This is a genomic window from Sphingobium cupriresistens, assembly GCF_004152865.1.
In the GTDB taxonomy this organism is placed as follows: Bacteria; Pseudomonadota; Alphaproteobacteria; order Sphingomonadales; family Sphingomonadaceae; genus Sphingobium; species Sphingobium cupriresistens.
In genome coordinates, this window is record NZ_SEOO01000020.1 from 36,918 (window position 1) to 53,401 (window position 16,484).

Sequence of the window (16,484 nt, forward strand, 5' to 3'; positions counted from 1 at the left end):
GGCGCTGTGCGCCTGCCTGCCTTGCCATCCTCTTTGCCCGGCCAGGGCCTTGCGTCTGTTCCGTTCAGGACGGAGAGGTCTTTGCCTCGCCGTTGTTAAGTAACGATCGTTAGTATTTTGTCAAGCGGCTTGGTGCGCCTTCGCGCTCGCCAATTGCGCCGCCGACACCCAGGCGCCATGGACCTGCGCGCGCATCGGCAGGGGCATCGGCACGCGCGCGACCGGCCCGGCGGCGATGGCGTTTGCGTCCACCACCCAGAGTTCGGACTTAAAATCCGCCTCCCCCGCCTGGCGATCGACCACCATCAGCAGCCAGCCGTCATGCCCCGCCTGTGCCGATGGAACATGGACCGGCTCACTGATCGCCATGCCGAATTCCAGCTCCATCATGTCGATGCGGCCATTGCCCGGTTCGATCTGCAACAGCGCGTTGAAGGCGAAACCGACCGGGCCGCCCGGCAGCGGCGGACCGCCCTGCGGGTTCATCGACAGATACCAGGCCGATCGATAGGGCCGCCCCTGGTCCGCATCGCGCAGCCGCGGCATGTCGCCCGGCGGGCCGATCAGCCGCTCCTCGAACCCGTCTCCCGCCTTCGACAGATCAAAGGTCCAGCGGGTCAGGCCGCCGCTTATCTCGCGCTGGTCGCGCTGGATGCCGCCCGCTTCGCGCATGAAACCGAACGCATTGGTGTCCGACAGGCAGAGGTCGAGATGAACGAGATCGCCATCGTCAAAGGCGTTGACAATGTGAAAGGCAGACACGCCCGGCCGCCCGCGGAACCAGCGCATCTCCGCCACCTTGCCGTCGCGTGGCATGATGCCGACCCAACTGTCCAGATCTTGCTGATGCGCCCAATGCGCGCCGCCCGACTTCAACCGGTCGAGATCGGCCGTGGTCGGAAAAATCGGGAAGATGGCATATTGCTGCGTGATTGCGAAATCATGGATGGTCGAGCAATAGGGCTGATCAAACCAGTGTTCCGACACCAGATTGCCGTCCCGGTCGGCCACACCATAGGCCACCTTGGTCGAACACAGCCCGTCCGCTTCATAGCCGAAGAAGAACATCTCCCCGGTGTGCGGGTCGACGCGCGGATGCGCGGTGAAGGTCTGCGACGTGAAGGCGCCATGATAATTCCACCGGCCGATCGTCTCCAGCGTGTCGGGATCGACCTCATAGCCAAGGCCATCCTCCTTGGTCATCAACAGTCGCCCGCCATGCCAGACCGGCGTGGTGTTCGCGACGGTGCGGTCGCGGCCGGCCACGGCGGGATCGTCGGTGAAGGGGTTGCGATAGCGACCGAACAGAGCGCGCCGGGCGTCCTTTTCCAGCGCGTGGCGCTCGGTTTCGACATAGCGGATGGCATAATCCACCTTGCCCCCCTGGATGGTGAATTTCGCGACCATGCCGTCGCCCGACAGCACTATATCGTCATCGAACATCGGGGCATGGGCGGGGTCCGGGACAGCGCGGAAAAAGGCGCCGTCTATCTCTGCGGGGATTGCGCCGATGACGTCCAGATTGCGGGCGGCCCATTCGATGCCGACGGGTGTGTTCAATCCGACAAAATGAATGGTCTGGGGATAGGCTGGCATGGCCTCGATGTTCCTCTCATATCTCGACTCATAGTAACAATCGTTACTGTTGTTGCCAAGCGGAGAGTATAAGACGCCGTCAGCGCAGCCGCATCGGCAAGCCGGCGGCCAGGAACATCGCTTCGTCGGAACAGGCCGCCACCGCCTGGTTGATGGTGCCCGCGACATCCCGGAACCGTCGCGCGAGCACATTGTCCGGCACTATACCCAACCCCACCTCGTTCGCGACCAGGATCACCTGCCCCCGCGCCTGTCGAAGCGCCGCAACGAAAGCAGCCACCGCTTCATCGATGTCCCGCTCCGCCATCATCAGGTTGGATGCCCAAAGGGTGAGACAGTCGATCAGCAATATGCGCTCCGGGCGTGATTCCCTCTGCACGATCGCCGCAAGCGCGATCGGTTCCTCGATCGTGCGCCAGCGGTCGCCGCGCTCCGCCCTGTGGCGCGTGATACGGCTGTCCATTTCGCTGTCCAGCGCCTGAGCGGTCGCGACGAACAGGCAATCGCCCGACATGGCTTCGGCGCGGGCGAGCGCATAGCGGCTTTTGCCTGATCGTGCGCCACCTAGCACCAACAAAATCGTCATAAGTCACACCATGCGAAGGGGGCGGCCGCCAGCCCAAGGAGCAGACAGGCGCGCAGATAGATGCGCAAGGCCGCATGGAGATCGGCGGCGGCGAGATGTAATCGGCCCGATCCGATCCACGGCTTGTCCTGCGACACGCCATCATAGGCTATCGGCCCCGCCAGCCGAACGTCAAGCGCACCCGCCATCGCCGCCTCCGGCCAACCCGCATTGGGGGATGCGTGGCGATGCGCGTCGCGCAACATGATGCGCAAGCCCCGTCCGGCACTCAGGCACAGCAACGAGCCGGACAGACGCGCGGGGATCAGATTGAGCAAATCGTCGAGCCGCGCCGCCGCCCAACCGAAGGCGCGCCATCGTTCCTCGCGATGGCCGATCAAGCTGTCGGCGGTATTGATCGCCTTATAGGCCCACAGGCCGGGCAAGCCACCCATGGCCAGCCAGAAGAGCGGCGCCATCACGCCATCGCAGAAGCTTTCGGCCAGGCTCTCGATCGCGGCGCGCGCGATGCCCGCGCTATCGAGCCGATCGGTATCGCGGCCCACGATCATGGCGACGGCCATACGCGCCGCACCAAGATCGCCCGCCTGCAAGGGCGCCGCCACCGCGCGGACATGCCGGTAGAGACTGCCCGCCGCCATGCCCGGCACGGCGCATAGCATGATGAAAATCCAGGCCCAGCGTCCCGCAATGCGATGCAGGCCCCATTGCAGCAAAAGCCCCGCCACGGTCGCGACGACAAGCAACAGAAGCACGCAGCCGATACCCGCCACATATCGCGTCCAATCGGCCAATTCCGGCCGGTTCCAGCGCCGATCGCACCAGACGATGATCGCCGCGAAAATGCCCACCGGATGGCCGATGCGCCGATTCAGCGCATCGGGCCAGCCGATCGCCCCCTCAATCGCCAACGCCAGCAAAGCCACAGGTTCAGCCATCGGTCAGCGCCCGATCCAGCCGCGCCAGCGCAGCGGCGTCGCGGGGCAGCCCGATCCTCAGCCAGCGCGGATTTTCGTCGAACGGCCGGGTCAGGATCGCGCACCGGGCCAAATGATCGAACAATGCCGCGGCATCCTCGGCAACGATCAGGCGAAACAGCGGACAAGCGCCTTGCGGACTCAGGCCGCGCGCGCGCAAGAGCTGGTCCAGCGCCGCCCCCTGTTCGATCAGCTGCGCCCGCGTGGTGGTGATCCAGTCGCGATCCGCATAGGCACTCGCGCCGATGACCAGCGCTGCGGTTGATAGGGGCCAACTGCCCAGCCGTTCGCGAAACCGTGCGATGATCGCGCGCGGCCCGATTACAAAGCCCAGTCGCACGCCCGCCAAGCCGAAAAATTTGCCGAAAGAACGAAAGATGATGAGCCGCCGGTCGTCCGCGACACGATCCGCCATGCTGATAGCCGGCAGGCTGTCGGCAAAGGCTTCGTCCAGCACCAGCCAGCCGTCACTTGCCCCCTGCCGCTCCAGCAGCCCGTCTAGCGCCGCCCTGTCCAGCAGGCGCCCGTCGGGATTGTTGGGATTGGCGAGCAGCAGTATCTTGCCGTCCGGCAAGGCGGAATCATCGACGCCGGGGGTGAAGGCGATACTGTCCGGATGGATGTCGCGATGGGTGCGGTAACAGGCTGCGCCGTGCACGATAGCGCCGGATATGATGCCGCTCAGTGAGCGCAAGCCCGCCTCGCTTCCCGGCAGCGCGCACAGATAAGCGGGATCGACGCCGAAATGCCGCGCCGCGTTCTGCTCCAGCGCGGCCAGTTGTGCGTCACCGGGCAAGGCGCGCCAGTCGATCGCGGGCGCCTGTTCGACCGGCCAGCCATTGGGATTGATCCCGGTCGACAGGTCGATCCAAGATGCCTGCCCCTCGCCGAACCACCGCCGCGCGTCGTCCAGCTTCCCGCCATGATGGGTCCAGCGCGTCATGACGCTCGCGCCCACACGATAACTGCGAGCAGAAGGCCGCTTTCCAGCAATTCGATACCCGCGCCATGGCTGTCGCCGGAAATGCCGCCGATGCGCGTGAGTATCCACCAGCCCCATAATCCGGCCAGCGGCGCCATAGCCAGCAGCGCCGGCGCCCAGAAAGCGACGGCGAGCAGCATGATACCCCATAGCGCCAGATCGACAGGGCGGATGATCACGGCAAACCGCGCGCCAAGGCCGTCATGCAGGGGAGGCAGCCAGCGACTCCAGATCAGCGGACCGATCCGCGCGGCGAACGGGATCAGCAACAGCGGGCCAAATGCCGCGGCCTGCACAAGGCCATGGAGCAGCACCAGCTTTGCGATCAGTTGCAGCGCCACCGCCGTTGCGCCCATGGCCCCGACATGCGGATCGGCCAGCACGGCCAGCAAGCGTTCGCGATCCCGGTGGGCGGCGCCCTTTGCGTCGGCGAGGTCGGCCAGTCCATCCAGATGCAGCGCACCGGTCACCCAGACCCACGCCAGCAGCGCGAGCAGCGCGCCGGTCCACGCGTCGATCCGGGCGCCGGCCCATGCCGCGCCGGCCACCAGCCCGCCGATCATCAGGCCCGCCGCCGGGAACCAGCGCATCGCGGCGGCGAACGCCGTCCCGTCCGCCTCCACCCTCGGCAGGGGCAATCGCGTCAGAAATTGCAGCGCAAGGATCAAGCCCTTCATGTCACCAACCCCACAAGCTGCGCCCAGGGCCGGTCGCCCGGCCAGAGGCGCAGCGTGAGGCAGGCGGCATAGGGCAGATCGACTGTCCAGACCTGACGCTGGTCGAAGCCGCACAATGCCGCCAGCGCCGCGCGCATCGCGCCGCCATGGGTCACGACCAGCGTCGGTCGGCGCGGAAGAGCGGCGATCGCCTCACCGACCCGCGCTACCAGCGCAGACCAGCGCTCGCCTCCGGGGGGCGGACAGGCGTCGGGGTCAGCGTGGAAACACGCAAGCGACGACTGATCCAGCGTCGCCGGATCGGCGCCGTCCCAGGCGCCGAAGTCCAGTTCCCGCCAGCGCGGGTCGGTCCGCGGCGCGATGCCGCGCTGCGCAGCGATGGCGGTCGCCGCCTGGCGCGCGCGCGTCAGGTCGGACGATGATATGACTTCCACCTCCAGCCTATGGGCGCGCGCCACGCAGGCAGCGATGCCTGCATCGGTGGCGGGCCAGTCGGCATGTCCCAGCAATCGCCCGGTCAATTCGGGCGCCCCATGTCGCATCAGATGGAGCAGCGTGCCGCTCATCCGCCCGCCGACACGCCCGCATCGGCGAAGGTCGCCATCTGGTCATGCGCCGCCAGCGCGGTGCGGATCACCGCCACCGCCACTGCGCCGCCGCTACCCTCGCCCAACCGCATGTCGAGGTCGAGCAATGGCCTCAGCCCCAGCCGGTCGAGCAGCCGCCCGTGACCCGCCTCGGCGGATCGATGTCCGGCAATAATATGATCGGTGATCGTAGGCATGGCCACCGCCAGCGGCGCCAGCGCCGCCGCACAGATGAACCCGTCGAGCACCACCGGCACATGACGATGCCGCGCCGCCAACATGGCACCGGCAATGGCGACGATCTCCCGCCCGCCAACCCGGCGCAACGTCTCGAACGGCGTCATCGGGGCGTCTGCGTGATAGGCCATGGCGAGTTCGACCACCTGTCGCTTCATCGCCAGGCCATGCGCATCGACACCGGTCCCCGCGCCGACCCATTCCCTCGCGCTGCCGCCAAAGCTGCGCTGGCACAAAGCCGCAGCGGCGGTGCTGTTGCCGATGCCCATCTCGCCCAGCAGCAGCAGGTCCAGGCCCGGATCGACCATGTCCGCGCCGCAATTGAGCGCCGCCAGACAATCCGCCTGGCTCATCGCCGCAGCGACGGTGAAATCCTCGGTCGGGCGGTCGAGGTCGATCGGCACGACATGCAGATCCAGCCCGGCTGCGCCCGCCAGCGCGTTGATGGCGGCCCCCCCTGCGGCGAAATTCGCGACCATCTGCGCCGTCACTATGGGCGGAAAGGCGCTGACGCCATGCCGCGTCACGCCATGATTGCCCGCAAAGACCGCTGCCCGGCCGCGATCGATATGCGGGCGCGCGCGCCGTTGCCAGCCGGCCAGGAAGATGGCGATCTCCTCCAGCCGACCCAAAGATCCGGCCGGTTTTGTCAATTGCCCCTGACGCGCTGCGGCAGCGGCGCGGCAGGCCAGGTCGGCCCGCGGCAGGGACGCCAGCGCGTCGTCGAACGCCGCCTCGGTGGGAAACAGGCTCATGTGGCGACGAACCCGGCAGGCGGCAGACGCACGATGAAGTGGCCCTTCACCCCTTGCGGCCAGTCGGCATAAGGCACCTGGCCATGGGCGCTCGCGGCATGATGCGCCGCATAGTCGAGGATCGCGCGCGCGGTATCCTCGTCAGGCGTAAAGCGCCCCAGCACATAACCGATCTTCCCCGGCGCCCGCAGATGGACGGCGCAATGGTCGGAACAGGCGAAGAGGCAGGGCATGTCCTGCACCGCCACCCCGTCATAGCGGTCCGACCCGGCCTTCACCCGGCGCAGCGCCTCCGCCAGCCGCGCACCGCCGCGCACGCCATCGGCATCTTCCCGCTGCCCCGGCGAGTGGCGGCAACTGCTGCACACCACCACCGCCGGACCATCCTCGACCGCGCGCAACATCAGGCGGTCGCCGCACGGCGCAGCCGGCCGCTGCGGTCGGCCAGATGCTGCAAGGCCAGCAGGCCGGCCAGGATCATGGCGTAGCGCCCGAACTGCCGCGCCATTACATCCGGCGCGAAGGCCGCCCAGCCGGAATCGAGCGCCCACGCGCCCGCCAGGACGGCCATCTTGAACGTAGCGAACGCTGCCCCATAGGCCACGACCAGCCGCACCGCCGGATGCGCGTGCGGCAACAGGCGCGCCGCACCATCCGCGCCGAGCAGCGACGCGATCGCCGCCAGCGCCATGGTCCCGGCCCAGACGCCATTCTCCACAGTCGTTTCATAGCCCAGCAGGCAATAGCCCACCCCCTGCGACACCGCCCAGGCCGCGAGCATCAGGATGATGCCGTCCTGCCGGCGGACATGCAACGCGGCCAGGGCGGCCAGGGCGGGGAAAGGCGTGGCGCAGGCCAGCGCCAGAGTGGTTATGGTGCTGGCCAGCGTCATCAATCCGATCCAGAGATGGCGGGCGGCGGCAGGGGGCAGGCTGTCCATGGTCATACGCTCCTTGTCAGGGGGGATCAGAACCGCGCCCGCAGGCCAGCATGAATGCTGCGGCCCAATTGACCGTAGCGCCGCGCGGTTTCATAATATTCGTCGAACAGATTTTCGACCCGGCCGAATAGCGTCAGCTTGCCCATGACCGGCATTTCGGCACGCAAATCCACCAGCGTGTAGGCCGCGTTGACCAGTGGCGCGACCGTGGCGCTGGTGCGCGCGGTGTCGAGCGCCTTGCCCGACCAGCGCATTGCCACGGTGGTGCTCAGGCCGAACGCCCAGTCGTACCGCGCTGTCGCATTGGCCGCATGGCGCGGTCGCCGCGCCAGTTGGTTGCCATAGTTCAGGCCCGGCGACCGATCCTCCGCGGACACCCAGCTATAATTGCCGTCGATCGTCAGCCGACCGACATGGGCGACGCCGGCCAGTTCCAGCCCGTGCGCCTCGCTGCGCTGGACATTGGCATAATAGCCAAAGCGCGGCGTCGTCGTGCCCGGCGCATAGCAGAGCGGCGGCCGGTTGGTCGTCGGACAGCCATTATAGGTGATGAGATTGTCGGTGCTGCGATCGAACCAGGTCGCCGACAGGATCAGCGCATGGTCGAACAGATGCTGTTCGATGCCGGCGTCCCAGCCATGGGCCTTTTCGGGGACCAGGGCGGTGTTCCCATAATCGCTGTAGAGCTGGTAGAGCGTCGGCGCCTTGAAGCCCTCGCCATAGCTCGCCCGCAGGATCGTGCGGTCCTTGACCAGCGCCCAGGCCGCGCCCGCGCCGAAGACCGTGTTGCCGCCAAAGGTCGAATGATGATCGTAGCGCACTCCGCCATTGACGGTCAGGCCGGCCAGCGGCTCGACGCTCAGTTGGGCATAGAGGCTGTCGATATCGGCAGACCCGCGGGTCGTGGCGTAGGCAGCCAAACTATCGGAAGGCGAAGCCGTGCGCATCCGCTGCTCCTCGCGCTCCGCGCCGAAGGTCGCGGTCCAGCCCTGCGCGATGGTGAGCACGCCCTGATATTCGTAGCGCTTCGTCTCGCCTCTGGCGGTGAAACTGGTCTGGCGCAGTTTGCGGGCGGGATTGACGTTATCGCGCAGCGTCTCGCTGCGGCTGAAGGACAGGCGATTGCGCAGCGCGCCGCCGAACAGACCGGCGTTGAGGCCGGCGTAGCCGATCCATTCCTCGACTTCCGAATATTCGGGGCTGTCGGGAATGGCGCCGGCGCTGTCGATATCCGTGCGCCCCTTGGCATAATAGCCGCGCATATCGATCGACACGCCCGGCGCCAGCGCGACGCCCAGACGCCCGTTGAGCGTGCCGTTGGTGTAGCCGTCCTTCTCCTTGGCGCCAAAGCGCGGGCTGATCGCCGAGATGCCCTCCGTCGTGAAGCGGCTGCCCGCGACCTGCCAGTCGATCGCGCCCTGTCGTCCGCCCAGCGCAGCGCGGGCGCTGACGGTATCGCGCGATCCCGCCTCGATATCGAAGCTGCCTTCGATCGGGCGTTCGGCCCGTGCGGTGACGATGTTCACCACGCCACCGATCGCCTGGCTGCCCCAGAGGATCGACTGTGGACCGCGCAATATCTCGATCCGGTCGATGGCGCCGGTCATCAGCGTCGCGAAATTATAGCCGCCGCCGGTCGAGGACGGATCGGCCAGCTTCACGCCGTCGATGACCAGCACGGTCTGGTCGGCCTCCGCGCCGCGAATGCGGATCGAGGTCGCCGTGCCATAGCCGCCATTGCGGGTGAAGCTGACGCCCGGCGTGCGGATCAGCAGGTCGGACACCGCCAGCGCCTGGCCCGCGTCGATCGCCGGCTTGTCGATGATGGTGATGCTCGACGCCACCTGTTCAATCGCCTGCGGCTGGCGCAGCGCGGTCACGATCACATCGCCCGCATCATCGGCCCAGGCCGGCGTGGACAGGCCCGCTAGAATGAAAAGGCCGCTCTTTGAAATCCAATGCATCATAATCCCCCAGTCGTTGACAGGACCGGGCGGACGCGACGCGGTGGCGATGCAGGGCGCACGCGCACGACATCGCCACCGTGCGAACCCGCACGGTCAGCTTGTCGTTGCGCGAGGATATCCTCGTTCGACCGGCACACCCTGTCCGGACGAAGAACGACCGCGACAGGCAGGTCTCCTGGCTTGCGGGTCAATGCCGTATTCGAAGCGCCTTCTCGGAATCATCGATTCCAATGGCCTGTGCCTCGATGGCTCGCCGCTCACAGTTGCAGGGGCAGCCGGGGTCTTGAACCCCGTTCCCTTTTGATCCCCTTGCGGGGAACCTGACGCAGATGCGGCCCTAATCGAGTTGGATCAGGCGATCAAGTGGAAGAAGCCGCCGGTCACATGACCCGCGCGGTGCCCGGCCGGGGAAAGCGCCTGCCCCTCCGCATCGGCCATGTCGGCCAGCGGTTCGCCTTCGCTGGCGGTGATGCTGGCATAATGGAATTCATGGCCCAGCAATAGCTGGCCGACAGAGGCGAAGCTGGCGCCCTGCCGCAGCCGCGCGCGGCGATAGCCCAATGTCCTGCGCCGGCGCGCGAAGCTGGTGTCCATCGGCAACAGGCCCGCCATCGGGTGGACGACGCCGTCGTCATCCTCCAGCGTGCGACCCAGCACCATATAGCCGCCACATTCGCCATGCACCGGCCGGCTCCGCGCAAAGGCGCGCAGGCCGTTCAGGAACTGGCCATTGGCCGCGATCCGCGCGGCATGGAGTTCGGGATAGCCGCCGGGCAGCCAGCAGGCGTCGCAGTCGGCGGGCGGCGGCTCGTCCGCCAGCGGAGAAAAGAAGCGCAGCTCCGCACCGGCCGACCGCCACCAATGTACGATATGGGGATAGAAAAAGCTGAAGGCGGCGTCCCTGGCGACGGCGATCCGCTGCCCCGGCGGCCGGATGCCGGGCGGTTGCGCCGGCACGTCTGTCGTAGCGCCGGCCGCCGCCTGGATCGCATCCAGATCGCATTGCGCCGTCACCCGCGCTGCGATCGCGTCGATTCGCCGTTCCAGTTCCTCCGTCTCGCCAGCCTGCACCAGCCCCAGATGGCGGGACGGCATGGCCAGCTCCTCCTCCGTTGCGATGGCGCCCAGCAGCGGCAGGCCGATACGCGCGAACCCATCCTCTATCATGCGGAGATGGCGCGTGCTGGCCACCTTGTTGGCGATCACCCCGGCGATGGCCGGCGCGCCGGGAAAGGTCGCGCAGCCATGCGCCACCGCCGCCGCCGTCTGCGCCGCTGCGCGGGCATCGACGACCAGCAGCATCGGCCAGCCCAACAGCCGCGCCACATCGGCCGACGCGCCCGAACGACCCGGCGACCGTGCGCCATCATATAGTCCCATCGCGCCTTCCGCGACGACGAGTTGGACAGTTGTAGCGACGTGCGCCGCCAGCCCCTGCAGCATGGTCGGCGCCATGGCGAAGCCGTCCAGATTGACCGAGGGCCGGCCGGTCGCGGCTTCGTGAAAGGCCGGGTCGATATAGTCGGGTCCGCATTTGGCGCCCTGCACGCTCAGGCCGCGATCGGTGAAGGCGCGTTGCAGGCCGATCGTCACCATCGTCTTGCCCGCGCCCGACGCCGGGGCGCCGATCACCAATCCCGCGCCCAGTCGCGGCGTCACGACGTGCGCCATACCGGCAAGGGGGCGATGGCATCCACGAGGAGGGCGGCGCGATTCGGTGTCATGTCCGCCTTGTGGCAAAGCAGGCCCCGCGCCGCCAGCGCCTCAATGGCGGCGGAGGCGCCTCAGCAGATGATCCGCACCCTTGTCGCCGATCATGATCGCGGTGGCGTTGGTATTGCCAGCGGGAAGGCTGGGCATGACCGAGGCGTCGGCGACCCACAGCCCCTCGACGCCGATGACGGCCAGATCGGCATCGACCACCGCCAACGCATCGTCGCGCTCGCCCATCCTGGCCGTGCCGACCGGATGATAGAGCGGGATCGACGCCATCCGCACATAGTCCCGCAACTGATCGGGATCGGTCAGTGCCGCGCCGGGGCGTAGCTCCCCCCTTATATGTGTCGCAATCGGTGTCTCATGCAGGATGCCGCGGGCGATGCCGATGCCCTCGACGATCTGGTCGATATCATCCTCGCTGCCCAGTTGCCGATGCTCGATCTTCGGCGACGCGAACGGATCGGCGGAGCGGAGACTGATCCGCCCCCGATGGCTGGGCCGCATCAGCCCGACCAGGGTGGATACGGACGGCGTCTTGCGCAGCATCAACCGGCCCTGTTCATCGAAATCGAATGCGAAGGCGGCGAAGCTGATCTGGAGATTGGGCGCGGGCAATTCCGGCCGGCTCTTCACGAAAGCCTGCGCATGGCCGATCGCAGTTGTCAGCGCGCCACGCCGCGACAGCGCATAGCGCAGCAGCTGCCATGCCCCGCGCAAGCCCCGCGCGTCGCTGTTGAGCGTTCGCGCATCGACTTCGTTGACGACATGGGTGCCGACATGATCCTGAAGATTGCCACCAACGCCGGGGCGATCGCACACCAATTCTATCCCATGGGCGCGCAGATGATCGGCCGGGCCGATACCGGACAGCATCAGCAGGCGCGGCGTGTTCATCGCGCCCGCGCTCAGCACCACGCCATGACGGGCGCGCAGCGTCTTTTCGACGCCGTCCTGCCAATAGACGATACCGACTGCGCTTCCTGCCTGGATCAGGATGCGCAGCAATTGCGCGTCCAACATTATGGTCGGCGCCTTGCCGCCGCGCCGCTCGTGCAGATAGCCGCGCGCCGCCGAACAGCGCGTGCCGCCTCGCTGCGATACCTGCACATAATCGACGCCCTCGGCATGTTCGCCATTCAGGTCCGCTGATCGGGGGATGCCCGCCGCCTGCGCCGCCGCAATCCACTGGTCGGTGATCGGATAGCGCGCGCGCCCTTCGGACACCGCGATCGGACCGCCGGTGCCGCGCCACTGGTCGGCGCCGCGCTCATTATCCTCCATGCGCCGGAAATAGGGCAGGACCGACTCATAATCCCATCCCGCCGCACCCTGCCGTGCCCATTCGTCATAGTCCCAGCGATGGCCGCGGATGAACATCATGCCATTGAGCGCGCTGCCGCCGCCCAGCATCTTGCCCGCCGGCCAGATGTCGGCCCGGCCACCCAGCGACGGGTCCGGCTCGACCTGATGGCACCAGTCATAAGCCGGATTCTGCACGATCGCGCTGGTCAGCGCCGGGACGCGCGATCGCATATGCCGATCGGTCTTGCCCGCTTCGACCAGGGTGACGGCAAAACCCGCTTCGGCCAGCCGCCCGGTCATCGCGGACCCGGCCGAACCGCCGCCCACAACGATGATGTCGGTGTCTTCCATGGTCGTTCCTAGAAATTGGACATGATGGCGGCGCTGGGCGCGTCAAGCGGCTTGCCCGCCGCCTTCAATTTCAGTTCCCGCTCCCGCAGCGGCCCCTGCTCGGCGATCAGCCAGGCGTGGATGGCGTCTGCATCCTCGACGCTTAGCAAATCGTCCCAGCGCGGCATCCCGCCCGGCAGCAGCAGGCCGTCGCGGACGATCTGGTTGAACATGTCATGCGTGCCAGGCTGCATCCGCCGCAAATCGGGCGCGGTGGAGCGCAACTGGTTGCTGTGGCAAATGGCGCAATTCTGGAAGAACAGTCCCTGCCCCTTGGCGATCATCGCAGGCGTGACGCCAGCCTTTTGCGCGGGCGGCGCAGAGGCGACTTCCGGTGGCGGCAACGCCGTCGGCTGCGGCACCGGGCCGCCATCCAGCTTGAAAACCAGGATGCGGTTGGCGTTGCCGTTGCGATAGGCGGCGGAATAGCGCGGTACATAGCCCCAGCCGCCGCCGCCGAAGCCAGCCGCGACCGCGATATATTGCACGCCCTTCACGCGATAGGTCATGGGCGCGGCCATGATCGAAGCGCCGGTGTCGATGGCCTTGATGAGCTTGCCGTTGTCGGCGTCGCGGACCATCAACTTGCCGCCGATCGTGCCATGGACGATGAGGCCGGACGCGGTGGAGAGCATACCCATCCGGTCCTGCCACCCTTCGGTCGGCACCGCCCAACGGGCCTTGCCGGTCAGCGGGTCGATCGCGCGCAATTCCGACGAATAAGGCTTGTTCTTCACCCACTGCATTTCGGGCAGCTTTTCCACCTGTTCACGGATCGCAGGCGGCAGGGTCGGCAGCACGGCCTGCAATTGCGGGGTGAAGATGAGCGTCGTCTGGACATTGAGCGCCCTGGGCCGTCGCGCTTCCGCCGGCGTGCCGGGGGGCACGGTGAACATCAGGTTCCCCATGTCCAGCACAGAGGCATAATAGCTTTTGCGCTCCGCATCATAGGCAGCGGGATACCAGTTGCGCGCGCCCGCCGAGGACGGGAAGATGATGCGCGGACCGTTCCAGAAATCGGTGCGGTCCGGCGTCATCTGCGGCACGCCATCCTTGTCGAATCCCTTGGTCCAGTTGGTGCGCACCAGCGGATTGACGCGCAGCGGCTTGCCGGTTTCGCGATCCAGCACGAACAGATAGCCGTTTTTGGGCGAATGGAGGATGACCGGGCGGACCTTGCCGTCCACCTCCATGTCGGTCAGCACCATCGGCTGGGTGGCGGTAAAGTCCCAGCTGTCGCCGGGCGTTTCCTGATAATGCCATTTCACCGCCCCGCTCTTGGCATCCAGCGCGACGATCGAGGAGAGATAGAGGTTCGCGCCGCCCTTGGGCGATCGGGTCGCGATCGAATAGGGGCCGCCATTGCCGACGCCGATATAGACGGTGCCGAACTTGGGATCATAGTTGATCGCGTCCCACACGGTGCCGCCACCGCCAATATCCCAGCGGCTATTGGCGTCCCAGGTCTTGAGCGCGACATCGAGCGCCTTGTCCTCCTGCGGCCCCTTGGCCGGATCATGGGGCACGGTGAAGAAGCACCAGGCCTGCGTGCCGTCGGCGATACGATAGGCGGTCACATAGCCGCGCACGTCATATTCCGCGCCGGCATTGCCGATGATGACCAGATCGCCTGCCACTTCGGGCGCGCCGGTGCTGGTATAGCCCCGGCTGTGATCGACGACCGTGTCAGTCTTCCAGAGGATCTTGCCGGTCTTCGCGTCGAGCGCGTAGAGCATCCCGTCAAGCGCGCCGACCATGACCTTGCCATTCGCGAGCGCGACGCCGCGATTGGCCTGGTCGCAGCAGGTGGAGCGGTTCGCCTGCATGTCCACCTCCGGCTCGAAGGTCCAGAGCGGCTGGCCGCTCGCGGCGTCGAGCGCATAGACGCGGCCAAGATTGCCGCTGCTATACATGACGCCGTCGACCACCACGGGCGTCGCTTCCTGCACGCGGTTGGTATTGAGGTCATAGGACCAGGCGAGGCCCAGCCGTCCGGCATTGCCCTTGTCGATGTCGGTCAGGCGCGAATGATGGCTGCCCCAGACGTCGCCGCCGGTATAGGGCCAGTCGTCGCCCGCGCCGCTGTCGCCACCCGGCCCGCTACCCGCACAACTCGCCAGCGCCAGCAGGCCTGCAATCGCCAATAACGATTTCTTCACAGCGGCCAGCCTTCCTTGTGCGCCAGCATCACATCGCGCAGGCTTTTGGGCTTGCGGCCGGTGATCTTCTCGACCCAGTCGGTCTTTTCCGCAAAATAGCCCTCGCGGATCGACTGGCCGAATGTCACCATGTCGTCGCTCGACCAGGGGATCGGCCCGTTGGGCGCGATATCGGAGGCATGGCGCGGCGCGCCCAGCGCATCGAAATAGGCGAACATCGCGTCGTCATCGACCGGATCGACCACGATCGGCTTGCCGGCGATTTCGCTGGCCATCGCCATCGCCTGCGGAATGGTGATGAGGTCGGGGCCGGTCAGCACATAGGCCTGATTTTCATGACCCGGCTGGGTCAGCACGCCGACCGCGGTCGCCACGCAATCGTCGCGGCTGACGAAGGCCACCGGGCCGTCACCGCAATTGTCGGGCTTGCCGCCCATCATCAGCGCGGGAATGGTCATCGGCCCGGCGATCGCCTCGGCATATTGGCTGTCGCGCAAATGGGTCCAGGCGGCGCCGGAGGCTTCGATGATCTCCTCGGTCGCGCGATGGTCGTTCTTGACGATCGCGGGATTGCCGGGCTGATCGGCGGCAATGATGGAGGTATAGACGATATGCCGCACGCCCGCCGCGACCGCGGCCTCCACCGCATGGCGGTGCTGGCCGACGCGGGTGCCAACGCGCGCGGTGCTGATGAGCAGCATCTTCTCGCCCCCCGCCATCGCGGCGGGCAGGCTCGCGGGATCGTCGAAATCGGCGAAGCGCACGTCCGCGCCGCGGGCGGCCAGATCGGCCAGCTTCGCCGGTGTGCGGGTCAGCAATATCGCGTCCTGCGGCGTGATTTTTTCCAGCAGCCATTGCGCCGCCGCGTGGCCGAAGGCGCCCGAAGCGCCTGAAATGATGATCTTCCCCATGCGTCCTCTCGCTTGCATGATCTGTCGTCTTGTTGCAGATAATCGTAACGAATGTTATCATTACGTCAAGCCGAAGAACCAAGGCCGAAGAACCAAGGAGAGTGACTATCATGCCTTCCCTTCCGATCGAGGACAGGATTGCGCTGCAAGACCTGATCGCCGCCTATAGCTGGGCGCTCGATACCGGCGATGTCGACGGGCTGGTCGCCTGCTTCACGCACGATGCGCGCATGGTGGAGGAGGTGTTCGACGATCCCGACATCTGGGAAGGGCATGAGGGAATTCGCGGCATCGCCGAACATTATCGCAATGCGCCGGGCTTTCCGGGTCGCCAGCATCATGTGACGCAGGTTCAATATACGGCTCAGGCGGACGGCAGTTGCAAGATGCGCGGCTTCGCCTTCGTCACCGAATGCGAGGGCGAGCCGCCCTATCTGCTGCGCTTTGCCGGCTGGTATGACGATCATGCGGTGAAGGGCGCGGACGGCCAGTGGCGCTTCCTACGCCGCACCGTGCGATTGTGGGATGGCGAAGTGTTGAAGAATTTCCCCGGTCGGGGGAAGTGGGCGCCCCGCAAGCGGCCGGATTCGCTGATTATCCGGCGGTAATTGACGTACCACACTTCACATGAGAACCGTTCGCCCTGAGCGAAGGCGGAGGGCTCGTCAGAGCGGAGCGAAGACATTTCGCTGCGCTCAA

15 protein-coding genes and 1 riboswitch are annotated in these 16,484 nt (G+C 66.7%); of the genes, 1 reads left to right on the forward strand and 14 read right to left on the reverse strand.

Annotation, left to right across the window (positions count from 1 at the left end):
- Nucleotides 1-120 precede the first annotated feature (120 nt).
- From nov2 to EWH12_RS13055, 14 genes are all read right to left on the reverse strand, one after another.
- A complete protein-coding gene (nov2, locus tag EWH12_RS12990; RefSeq protein ID WP_129926851.1) occupies nucleotides 121-1,596 on the reverse strand; it encodes a lignostilbene-alpha,beta-dioxygenase NOV2 in 1,476 nt (491 codons plus the stop codon).
- Nucleotides 1,597-1,675: 79 nt separating this feature from the next.
- A complete protein-coding gene (gene cobU / locus EWH12_RS12995) occupies nucleotides 1,676-2,182 on the reverse strand; it encodes a bifunctional adenosylcobinamide kinase/adenosylcobinamide-phosphate guanylyltransferase (RefSeq protein WP_066609177.1) in 507 nt (168 codons plus the stop codon).
- Nucleotides 2,179-3,120: an adenosylcobinamide-phosphate synthase CbiB gene (gene cbiB / locus EWH12_RS13000; protein WP_129926852.1), complete on the reverse strand. Its 942-nt coding sequence runs from the start codon at nucleotides 3,118-3,120 to the stop codon at nucleotides 2,179-2,181. The genes cobU and cbiB overlap by 4 nt, the downstream gene beginning before the upstream one ends.
- The gene (locus EWH12_RS13005) at nucleotides 3,113-4,102 is read right to left on the reverse strand and encodes a threonine-phosphate decarboxylase (RefSeq protein ID WP_129926853.1); all 990 of its coding nucleotides are present in this window, start codon (nucleotides 4,100-4,102) and stop codon (nucleotides 3,113-3,115) included. The genes cbiB and EWH12_RS13005 overlap by 8 nt, the downstream gene beginning before the upstream one ends.
- Nucleotides 4,099-4,818 carry an adenosylcobinamide-GDP ribazoletransferase gene (locus EWH12_RS13010; protein ID WP_129926854.1) on the reverse strand — a complete coding sequence of 240 codons (720 nt, stop codon included), beginning with the start codon at nucleotides 4,816-4,818 and terminating at the stop codon, nucleotides 4,099-4,101. The genes EWH12_RS13005 and EWH12_RS13010 overlap by 4 nt, the downstream gene beginning before the upstream one ends.
- The gene (locus tag EWH12_RS13015) at nucleotides 4,815-5,384 is read right to left on the reverse strand and encodes a histidine phosphatase family protein (protein ID WP_129926855.1); all 570 of its coding nucleotides are present in this window, start codon (nucleotides 5,382-5,384) and stop codon (nucleotides 4,815-4,817) included. The genes EWH12_RS13010 and EWH12_RS13015 overlap by 4 nt, the downstream gene beginning before the upstream one ends.
- Nucleotides 5,381-6,397 (reverse strand): nicotinate-nucleotide--dimethylbenzimidazole phosphoribosyltransferase, encoded by a 1,017-nt coding sequence (gene cobT, locus EWH12_RS13020; protein ID WP_129926856.1) that lies wholly within the window; start codon nucleotides 6,395-6,397, stop codon nucleotides 5,381-5,383. The genes EWH12_RS13015 and cobT overlap by 4 nt, the downstream gene beginning before the upstream one ends.
- Nucleotides 6,394-6,801, reverse strand: a complete 408-nt coding sequence (locus tag EWH12_RS13025; RefSeq protein ID WP_129926857.1) for a DUF1636 domain-containing protein — start codon at nucleotides 6,799-6,801, stop codon at nucleotides 6,394-6,396. The genes cobT and EWH12_RS13025 overlap by 4 nt, the downstream gene beginning before the upstream one ends.
- Nucleotides 6,801-7,337, reverse strand: coding sequence for a hypothetical protein (locus tag EWH12_RS13030; protein WP_129926858.1), 537 nt, complete (start codon nucleotides 7,335-7,337; stop codon nucleotides 6,801-6,803). The genes EWH12_RS13025 and EWH12_RS13030 overlap by 1 nt, the downstream gene beginning before the upstream one ends.
- A 26-nt stretch (nucleotides 7,338-7,363) precedes the next feature.
- The gene (locus EWH12_RS13035; protein WP_129926859.1) at nucleotides 7,364-9,304 is read right to left on the reverse strand and encodes a TonB-dependent receptor plug domain-containing protein; all 1,941 of its coding nucleotides are present in this window, start codon (nucleotides 9,302-9,304) and stop codon (nucleotides 7,364-7,366) included.
- Between the two features lie 148 nt (nucleotides 9,305-9,452).
- Nucleotides 9,453-9,643, reverse strand: a riboswitch (cobalamin riboswitch).
- Between the two features lie 12 nt (nucleotides 9,644-9,655).
- A complete protein-coding gene (locus EWH12_RS13040) occupies nucleotides 9,656-10,963 on the reverse strand; it encodes a cobyrinic acid a,c-diamide synthase CobB (RefSeq protein WP_340640834.1) in 1,308 nt (435 codons plus the stop codon).
- A gap of 105 nt (nucleotides 10,964-11,068) precedes the next feature.
- Nucleotides 11,069-12,676 carry a GMC family oxidoreductase gene (locus EWH12_RS13045; RefSeq protein ID WP_129926861.1) on the reverse strand — a complete coding sequence of 536 codons (1,608 nt, stop codon included), beginning with the start codon at nucleotides 12,674-12,676 and terminating at the stop codon, nucleotides 11,069-11,071.
- An 8-nt stretch (nucleotides 12,677-12,684) separates the two neighbouring features.
- Complete coding sequence (locus EWH12_RS13050) at nucleotides 12,685-14,874, reverse strand: outer membrane protein assembly factor BamB family protein (RefSeq protein ID WP_242496049.1); 2,190 nt, start codon at nucleotides 14,872-14,874, stop codon at nucleotides 12,685-12,687.
- Complete coding sequence (locus EWH12_RS13055) at nucleotides 14,871-15,785, reverse strand: NAD(P)H-binding protein (protein WP_129926862.1); 915 nt, start codon at nucleotides 15,783-15,785, stop codon at nucleotides 14,871-14,873. The genes EWH12_RS13050 and EWH12_RS13055 overlap by 4 nt, the downstream gene beginning before the upstream one ends.
- Before the next feature lie 110 nt (nucleotides 15,786-15,895).
- Between EWH12_RS13055 and EWH12_RS13060 the strand changes: the two genes are divergently transcribed.
- On the forward strand, nucleotides 15,896-16,393 hold the full coding sequence (locus EWH12_RS13060) for a nuclear transport factor 2 family protein (protein WP_066609168.1): 498 nt from the start codon (nucleotides 15,896-15,898) through the stop codon (nucleotides 16,391-16,393).
- Nucleotides 16,394-16,484 lie beyond the last annotated feature (91 nt).

Coding starts and splice junctions, on each gene's coding strand:
- nov2 (WP_129926851.1), bottom strand. CDS start 1,596: ATGCCAGCCTATCCCCAGACCATTCATTTTGTCGGATTGAACACACCC.
- cobU (WP_066609177.1), bottom strand. CDS start 2,182: ATGACGATTTTGTTGGTGCTAGGTGGCGCACGATCAGGCAAAAGCCGC.
- cbiB (WP_129926852.1), bottom strand. CDS start 3,120: ATGGCTGAACCTGTGGCTTTGCTGGCGTTGGCGATTGAGGGGGCGATC.
- EWH12_RS13005 (WP_129926853.1), bottom strand. CDS start 4,102: ATGACGCGCTGGACCCATCATGGCGGGAAGCTGGACGACGCGCGGCGG.
- EWH12_RS13010 (WP_129926854.1), bottom strand. CDS start 4,818: ATGAAGGGCTTGATCCTTGCGCTGCAATTTCTGACGCGATTGCCCCTG.
- EWH12_RS13015 (WP_129926855.1), bottom strand. CDS start 5,384: ATGAGCGGCACGCTGCTCCATCTGATGCGACATGGGGCGCCCGAATTG.
- cobT (WP_129926856.1), bottom strand. CDS start 6,397: ATGAGCCTGTTTCCCACCGAGGCGGCGTTCGACGACGCGCTGGCGTCC.
- EWH12_RS13025 (WP_129926857.1), bottom strand. CDS start 6,801: ATGTTGCGCGCGGTCGAGGATGGTCCGGCGGTGGTGGTGTGCAGCAGT.
- EWH12_RS13030 (WP_129926858.1), bottom strand. CDS start 7,337: ATGGACAGCCTGCCCCCTGCCGCCGCCCGCCATCTCTGGATCGGATTG.
- EWH12_RS13035 (WP_129926859.1), bottom strand. CDS start 9,304: ATGATGCATTGGATTTCAAAGAGCGGCCTTTTCATTCTAGCGGGCCTG.
- EWH12_RS13045 (WP_129926861.1), bottom strand. CDS start 12,676: ATGGAAGACACCGACATCATCGTTGTGGGCGGCGGTTCGGCCGGGTCC.
- EWH12_RS13055 (WP_129926862.1), bottom strand. CDS start 15,785: ATGGGGAAGATCATCATTTCAGGCGCTTCGGGCGCCTTCGGCCACGCG.
- EWH12_RS13060 (WP_066609168.1), top strand. CDS start 15,896: ATGCCTTCCCTTCCGATCGAGGACAGGATTGCGCTGCAAGACCTGATC.